The sequence below is a fragment of the Bacillus sp. P4_D3 genome (assembly GCF_056401855.1).
Genome location: NZ_JBFUIN010000156.1, coordinates 1 through 6,890 on the forward strand (window position 1 = coordinate 1; position 6,890 = coordinate 6,890).

The 6,890-nt window shown below is 37.0% G+C and carries 7 protein-coding genes, 1 other RNA gene and 1 pseudogene; all 9 read left to right on the forward strand.

All coding sequences use genetic code 11. The annotated features are described in order from the left end of the window. On the forward strand, positions 1–520 hold a 520-nt coding region (locus AC1DTM_RS15420), incomplete at its 5' end, for a YppG family protein (RefSeq protein ID WP_477000442.1). 156 nt (positions 521–676) lie between these two features. Beyond that, positions 677–1,114 (forward strand): CotD family spore coat protein, encoded by a 438-nt coding sequence (locus AC1DTM_RS15425; RefSeq protein WP_016104344.1) that lies wholly within the window; start codon positions 677–679, stop codon positions 1,112–1,114. Between the two features lie 56 nt (positions 1,115–1,170). Beyond that, the gene (locus tag AC1DTM_RS15430; protein ID WP_002158553.1) at positions 1,171–1,725 is read left to right on the forward strand and encodes an SLOG family protein; all 555 of its coding nucleotides are present in this window, start codon (positions 1,171–1,173) and stop codon (positions 1,723–1,725) included. A 97-nt stretch (positions 1,726–1,822) separates the two neighbouring features. Further along, positions 1,823–2,158: a cell division regulator GpsB gene (gene gpsB / locus AC1DTM_RS15435; protein ID WP_002149280.1), complete on the forward strand. Its 336-nt coding sequence runs from the start codon at positions 1,823–1,825 to the stop codon at positions 2,156–2,158. Between the two features lie 87 nt (positions 2,159–2,245). Then, positions 2,246–2,637, forward strand: an RNA gene (gene rnpB / locus AC1DTM_RS15440) — RNase P RNA component class B. A gap of 180 nt (positions 2,638–2,817) precedes the next feature. Next, positions 2,818–3,957: a THUMP domain-containing class I SAM-dependent RNA methyltransferase gene (locus AC1DTM_RS15445; RefSeq protein ID WP_477000443.1), complete on the forward strand. Its 1,140-nt coding sequence runs from the start codon at positions 2,818–2,820 to the stop codon at positions 3,955–3,957. A gap of 61 nt (positions 3,958–4,018) precedes the next feature. After that, on the forward strand, positions 4,019–4,201 hold the full coding sequence (locus AC1DTM_RS15450; protein ID WP_000376895.1) for a DUF3921 domain-containing protein: 183 nt from the start codon (positions 4,019–4,021) through the stop codon (positions 4,199–4,201). Positions 4,202–4,339: 138 nt separating this feature from the next. Then, positions 4,340–6,277: an ATP-dependent DNA helicase gene (locus AC1DTM_RS15455; RefSeq protein ID WP_002158552.1), complete on the forward strand. Its 1,938-nt coding sequence runs from the start codon at positions 4,340–4,342 to the stop codon at positions 6,275–6,277. Between the two features lie 121 nt (positions 6,278–6,398). Beyond that, positions 6,399–6,890, forward strand: a pseudogene (locus AC1DTM_RS15460) (carboxypeptidase M32); the annotation flags it as partial.

Below are 6,890 nucleotides of genomic sequence, written 5' to 3' on the forward strand. Positions count from 1 at the left end.
GCAGCAAGCGCATATGAATCAACCGCAACAAGCGTATACGAATCAACCGCAGCAACCGCATATGAGTCAGTCGCAGCAAATGTATACGAATCAACCGCAGCAAGCGCATATGAATCAACCGCAACAAGCGTATACGAATCAACCGCAGCAACCGCACATGGATCAGTCGCAACAACCACATATGAATCAACCGCAGCAAGCGCATATGAGTCAGTCGCAGCAAATGTATACGAATCAACCACAGCAAGCGTATATGAATTCACAAAACTACATGTCGCCATCTCAATATGTAAATCAACAAGCTATGTTTTATCCACCAAAACAACCATATCCAACGATGAATAAACAAAAGCAACAGCAACAGCAACCAAGTCAGTTTTCTAGTTTTGTTTCACAATTTAAATCATCAGATGGTAACTACGATGTAAATAAAATGATGAACACAGCTGGACAAATGATGAACGCGATGAATCAAGTAACAGGGATTGTTAAGCAAGTCGGGGGCTTTTTTGGTAAATAATAGTAGGGGGTTGTCTATAATAGGTATTACGTATGAAATTGGATACTAGACAAATTTCTATGAAATAAATGGGTATATATAACAAGCGGCTTTATCCCCTCGCTCATATTGTAAAGTGTAGTCAGATTTTTTTAATGAGAGAGGAGAGAAAAAACTATGCATCATTGTCATCCTTGCTTTGGAGGGCATAAGCCTGTAGGACCTATTTGTACAACTGCTCCTGTCATTCATCCGGCAAAACAGTGCGTAACACATTCTTTTTCAACAACGGTGGTGCCACACATTTTCCCAACGCATACAACACACGTACATCATCAACAAATTAAAAATCAAGGCTTCTTCCCACAAACAAACTCGAACGTAAACGTTGTAGATCCTGGTGATCCAGGATTTGTTGGTGGATTCGGCGGGGGATGTGGACCATGCGGTCATGGCCATCATCACCATGGGCATCAAATATCACCATTTGGTCCAGGACCGAATGTATCACCATTTGGACCAGGACCGAACGTATCACCATTTGGACCAGGACCGAATGTATCACCATTTGGACCAAATATCGGACCAAACGTTGGTGGAATGTTTAAAAAGTAAATGATATGTTAGAACTAGCGAAATGCTAGTTCTTTTTTTGTAATTGGAGTGTTGATATGAAAGTCGTTGCTGTAACAGGATATAAGCCGTTTGAGCTTGGAATATTTAAAAATGATCATCCAGGAGTAGAATGTATAAAAAAGGCGCTGCGTCGTAAATTAACTGCTTTTGTAGAAGATGGTTTGGAATGGGTTATTATAAGCGGTCAGTTAGGAGTAGAGCTATGGGCCGCTGAAGTTGTTTTTGAAATTCAAGTAGAATATCCAGATTTAAAATTAGCGGTATTTACTCCTTTTTTAGAACAAGAAGAAAATTGGAAGGAAGATAACCGTGAATATTACGAATTTATTCTTTCGCAAGCAGATCACATTGATAGTATTACGAAACGGAAGTACGAAAGCCCAGAGCAATTTAAATTAAAGAATCAATTTTTTATTGAAAAAAGCGATGCACTTTTAGCTGTATATGATGAAGAAAAGTCTGGGAGCCCTAAATATATTGTAGAAGCAGCTAAGAAAAAAGGAGAAATAGAAAATTATCACAGTTATTTCATTCTTTTTTCTGATTTACAAGATATAATGGAAGAGGAACAGTGGAATAATGCAGAGTAATATGTAATATAGTACTCGTATATTTGATTGACAAAAGGCATTGTTTCTGAAAAAATTTAGTTAATGAAAGCTTTGGCAAAAATTTGAGGTGAAGAAAATGATTTCGGATAAAATTAAATTAACAGCGAAAGATATTTTAGAAAAAGAATTTAAAACAGGTATGAGAGGTTATCAACAAGAAGAAGTAGACAAGTTTCTTGATACGATTATTAAAGATTATGAAGCGTTTCATAAGGAATTTGATCAATTAAAACAACAAAATGCTCGTTTGAAACGTGAATTAGAAGAGCAGAAAGTAGCGGCAACACAAGTTCCGCAACAACCGGTACAAACACCAGTTGCACAACCAGTATATAACAATACGAATACGGATATTTTAAAACGTCTATCTAATTTAGAAAAAGCTGTATTTGGAAGTAAGTTATACGAATAAATTAAGGTAACAAAAAGGTTAAAGTATTTTGCATAGAAAAAAACATTGCAAAATCTTTTTGTTTCCACTATACTAATGTTTGTCATAACGTTTGGGTAATCGCTGCAACGCCAACGTTGTAGAGGAAAGTCCATGCTCGCACAGCCTGAGATGGTTGTAGTGTTCGTGCCTAGCCAAGTCATAAGCTAGGGTATTCTGGCTGTGAGGCTGGTTTAACGGCAGGGAAAAAACCTAAGTCCTTTCGGATATGGTTTGACTACCTTTAAAGTGCCACAGTGACGAAGTCCTTGAAGAAATGATAGGAGTGGAACGAGGTAAACCCCACGAGCGAGAAACCCAAATAATGGTAGGGGAATCTTTTCCAAGGAAATGAACGACGGAAAAGGACAGGTTTTCGTAACCTGTAGATAGATGATTACCACCGGAGTACGAGGCGTGGGCCGTTTGCAGTACAAAGGAACAGAACATGGCTTACAGAACGTTATGAACCAACTATGAAATAACTCAGCTCTCCTTTGTTAGAGGAGGGCTTTTTATTTGTATGAAGTTATAAGTTGTGAGTTAAAATGGTAAGTGAGAATATTCTTCGTAATATGTGATAATTAATAGGACAACATGTTATTAATTATTGTTTGATTATACATAAGAGGTGAATGAAAATGGGAAAAGTTACTTTAATTGCAACAGCGGCAATGGGTATTGAAGCGTTAGTTGCCCGAGAAGTTCGCGATCTTGGTTATGAATGTGAAGTGGAAAACGGAAAGGTAACGTTTGAAGCGGATGAAAAAGCGATTTGTCGTACGAATTTATGGTTACGTACTGCAGACCGTGTGAAAATTAAAGTCGGCGAATTTAAAGCAACAACATTCGATGAGTTATTTGAAAAAACAAAAGCGTTAAACTGGGGAGATTATATTCCAGAGAACGGTGAATTCCCTGTTATTGGGAAATCTTTGAAATCAACATTATTTAGCGTTTCAGACTGCCAACGTATTGTTAAAAAGGCTGTTGTTGAGAAATTAAAAACAACGTATAGACGCACAACTTGGTTTGAAGAAGATGGTCCGTTATTCCGTATTGAAATTGCAATGTTGAAAGATATTGCAACGTTAACAATCGATGCGAGTGGTGTAGGTCTTCATAAACGTGGATACCGTCTTGAGCAAGGTGAAGCGCCTTTAAAAGAAACATTAGCTGCGTCTTTAATTAAGTTAACAAACTGGAAGCCGGATCGTCCTTTCGTTGATCCTTTCTGTGGATCTGGTACAATTCCAATTGAAGCTGCATTAATTGGACAAAATATCGCACCAGGATTTAACCGAGGCTTTGCATCGGATGAATGGGGCTGGGTTGGTAAACAAAATTGGCGTGAAGCTCGTCAAGAAGCTGAAGATTTAGCAAATTATAATCAACCATTGCAAATCATTGGATCAGATATCGATCACCGTATGATAAGAGTTGCCCAAGATAACGCAGATGAAGTTGGATTAGGGGATCTTATATCATTTAAACAAATGCAAGTAAAAGATTTCACGACAAAAGAGGAATATGGCTATGTTGTAACGAATCCTCCATACGGAGAACGTTTAAGTGAAAGAGCGCTTGTTGAAAAATTATATAAAGAAACGGGAGAGGTATTCCGCCCATTAGATACGTGGTCAATGTATTTATTAACAAGTTATGAAGCATTTGAGAAGTGTTACGGAAAAGATGCATCGAAAAAGCGTAAACTGTTTAACGGATTTATCCGTACAGATTACTATCAATACTTCKGAAAACGTCCACCGCGTAATTCATAGTATAAAACTCCTCCAGCGCGCATATACTGGCTATTATGTAATGCGTAAAGGAGGAAGTGATATGGATAGTTTCCAATTATCAATGATTCAAAAAGCTATTCACCGTACGTATGATGAGCTCGGAAAAGAAGTGGATAGTCAAGGTGCGATTGTAGATGAAATACAAAAAGCGCAGGAAGAATATTTGTCAGCTCTTTCACATGAAACAGCGATTGATAAACGGTATTTAAAGTCATTAATATAGAAAAAAATTTTCCTTTTTCGAAAGGGAAATTTTTTTTCGTGTATTTCTATGTATTGCAACAGGGGAAAGTGGCTGCACACATGTGAGTAGCAGTTGCTATATCTTTTTATAGAAAAACTGTTTGGTTGGAGGCTAAGGATGTTTACTGAGAATAGGTTACCATTTGAAGTAGGGAAACAAGATAATTTTTATGATAAGTTGAATGAGTGGATTGGAGATGTGTTTTACGACATTCTTCCGGAAAAAGGCTTTGAAGAGCGTGATGAACAGATTTTTATGGCGTTTCAGTTAGAACGCGCTTTCCAAGAGAAGAAAGTTATGTTTGCAGAAGCAGGTGTAGGAACAGGGAAAACAATTGTATATCTTCTATATGCAATTTGTTATGCACGTTATACAGGGAAGCCAGCTATTATCGCTTGTGCAGATGAAACGTTAATTGAGCAGCTTGTGAAAGAAGAAGGAGACATTGCTAAGTTATCTGAAGCATTAGGGCTATCTGTTGATGTTAGACTTGCGAAATCAATGGATAATTATTTATGTTTGCGTAAACTTGAAGATGTTATGAGTGGACGAGCTCCAGAAGTAATTGAAGATGTATATTACGAATTACCTCAGTTCGTATTCGATCATGGTACGATGCAGAACTTTACTCACTATGGTGATCGAAAAGAATTTCCACTGTTAAATGACGAGGAATGGTCAAAGGTAAACTGGGATTACTTCCAAGATTGCTTCACTTGTGATTCTCGTCATCGTTGTGGTCAAACACTTTCTCGTGAACATTATCGTAAAGCTGCAGATTTAATTATTTGTTCTCAAGACTTCTATATGGATCATATTTGGACATATGATGCACGTAAACGTGAAGGGCAAATTCCGTTATTACCAGAAAGTAGCTGCGTTGTATTCGATGAAGGACATCTTGTAGAGTATGCAGCTCAAAAAGCTTTAACGTACCGTTTAAAACAAACGATGATGGAGCAACTTTTAACGAGATTATTACAAAACGATATTCGTGAAGAGTTCGCACATTTAGTAGAAGAAACAATTTGGCAAACTGAACAATTCTTTGGGGTACTACAAGAGAATAAAAAGGAAATTGAAGGTTCTGATCGTTTAGAAATTACTGTGACAGAAAAGGTAACTGCAGAAGCGAAAAGACTTTATGCGAAAATCGGTGAAGTCGGTGATGCATTAGTATTTGAAAGTGAAATGCATACAGTAAACACATACGATTTAAATATTGTTGATGAGCATTTAGATGTGTTAGAGCATTCACTTCGTCTTTTCATGCACGAGAAAAATGTAATTACGTGGGGTGAAGAAAGTGATGGTGCTTTCACGTTAGTTATTATGCCACGTGCAGTTGAAGAAGTGTTACAAGAAAAAGTATTCTCGAAGAAAATTCCGTACATTTTCTCATCTGCAACATTATCGGATAACGATTCGTTCGCATTTACAGCAAATAGTTTAGGGGTAAAAGATTATTTATCATTCTCAGTTGCCTCACCGTTTGATTATGAAGAGCAAATGGCAGTAAACTTACTATCGCATACGAAAGAAAATGAATGGGAAAGAAAGTGTCAATATACACTTGAAAATATCCAGAAAACAAATGGACGTACGCTTGTATTATTCCGTACAATGCAAGAACTTGCAGCGTTCAAAGAGTATGTAAGTAAAGAGCAAATGTCAGTTCCGTTCCTATATGAAGGAGATCAAGAAATTAGTCAGCTCGTTTCTCGTTTCCAAAATGAAGAAGAGACTGTACTTTGTGCCGTTCATTTATGGGAAGGTTTAGATATTCCTGGTTCATCATTATCACACGTTATTATTTGGTCATTACCATTCCCTCCAAACGATCCTGTGTTTGAAGCGAAGCGTAAACATGTGAATGATCCATTCTGGGACGTAGATGTGCCTTATATGATTTTACGTCTTCGCCAAGGAATTGGACGTTTAATTCGTACAAGTGAAGATAAAGGTGCTATATCATTATTCTTATCAGATAATGAAGATGAAAAAGTGATAGAAGCAGTGAAGAAAGTGCTTCCGGTAGAAGGAAAAGTACTTTAAGCGAAAAAATGTTGTAGGGAAAAGCTTGGCACTTGCCAAGCTTTTTTTTTCTATTAGAAAAGGAATTTATGTTTTAATGTCGAAATAAGGTTGAGGTAGAAAAAGGAGGTTTTTTTATACTATGACAGTTGCTACATATGAAGTAGAAAAACAATTTTTAACATATGTGAAGAAGATAGAGAATTATGGAGAAGCATTAAGCTTAATGTTTTGGGATTTAAGAACAGGTGCACCAAAGCAAGGAGTAGACCAGCGTTCAGAAGTAATTGGAATGCTTTCATCCGAAGTGTTTGTGATGTCGACTTCAGATGAGATGGGGAACTATTTAACTGAACTAGAATCTTTAATTGTTGAAAATAAACTTTCTGAAACGACAAAGAAAATGGTTGAAGAGTGTCGTAAAGAATATGATAGAAATAAGAAAATTCCACAAGCGGAATATGAAGCGTATGTGAAATTAGAAGCGAAAGCGGAAAGTGTATGGGAAGAAGCTCGCGAAAAATCTGACTTCGAAATGTTCCGTCCGTATTTAGAAAAAATTGTTGAATTCAAAAAGAAGTTTATTACATATTGGGGTTACGAAACGTACAAATATAACACGCTATTAGACATG